Origin of the sequence: Reyranella soli, assembly GCF_007992495.1 — a bacterium.
Lineage (GTDB): Bacteria > Pseudomonadota > Alphaproteobacteria > Reyranellales > Reyranellaceae > Reyranella > Reyranella soli.
Map to the genome: position 1 here is coordinate 1 of NZ_BKAJ01000369.1, position 1,156 is coordinate 1,156.

Sequence of the window (1,156 nt, forward strand, 5' to 3'; positions counted from 1 at the left end):
CGTGGGTGCGGGCATCCGGGTGGTGGCGAACTACACCGATGGTCACGGCGCCTTGGAGAGCATGGCCAGTGCGGCGACGACGACGGTGACCAACGTCAATGACGTGCCTGAGCTTTCACCGATGTCGCCTTTGGTGGTTGGCCCGTTGGCGGGACCGGTGCCAAGCAACGATGGGATTGCTATCGGCGATGTGAATGGGGATGGCTATGCCGACGTGGTGGCTGAAGTTTACGACAGCGATAAGGTCGCTGTGTATGTCAGTCGTGGCGATGGGACGTTCGATGCGCCTGCCCTCTATTCCAATGGGGCGTCGAACTACCTGTTCGTCGCGGTTGGAGATCTCAACAAGGATGGAAAGCCGGATATCGCCGATCCCAGTGGAAGTGGCCTCGCCATCCTCCTGAACAACGGAGACGGGACCTTCGGGGCTGCGACAACCGTGCCAGACGTATTTCCAGCGGGTGTCGCGATCGGCGATCTAAACGGTGATGGCAACGCGGACATCGCTGTAGCGAACCAAGCCATCAGCGTTCTGCTGGGCCACGGCGATGGCACCTTTGGCGTGCGACAGGACTATGCAACGACGTACGGTCCGTTTTCCATCGAGATTGCCGACCTGAACAACGACGGCAATACCGACCTAATAGTCAGCGGGTACTACGCGAACACCGTTTCCGTAATGTTGGGCGATGGCAGCGGGGCATTTAACAGCCACACCGACTACGCCGCGCTTACCGGCAATCCTAGCGCATTGGCGATTGCCGACTTCAATCGTGATGGCCTGCTCGACATAGTGGCCAGCGACATCCACAGCAATGAGATAGCAGTTTTCGTGAATCAGGGTGCCGGTGTTTTCGGAACGCCCACGGTGGTTTCGACGACGACCGGAGGCTGGAACATTGGCGCCGCGGATATCAACGGCGACGGCAGGCTCGACTTGGCGTTGCCTTCGTCTTCCGGCTTAAACGTCATGCTGGGCAACGGCGACGGCACCTTTCAGAATGGAACGATCTATGGACAATCGGGATATGCTGCGAGCGCCCTTACCGCTGATGTAAACGGTGACGGGGTAGCCGATGTCGTTTTCACCAGCGGTGCCGGCCTTTCCGTCCTGTTGGGGCAGCGGTCAGTTAGCATCGCAGGGTCACCGGTTGAA

General features: G+C 59.2%; 1 protein-coding gene. It reads left to right on the top strand.

Features of this window, described 5'->3' with window-relative positions:
* Nucleotides 1–1,156, top strand: a 1,156-nt coding sequence (locus RSO01_RS46815; RefSeq protein ID WP_147157483.1) for an FG-GAP repeat domain-containing protein, incomplete at both ends; no start/stop codon positions are given.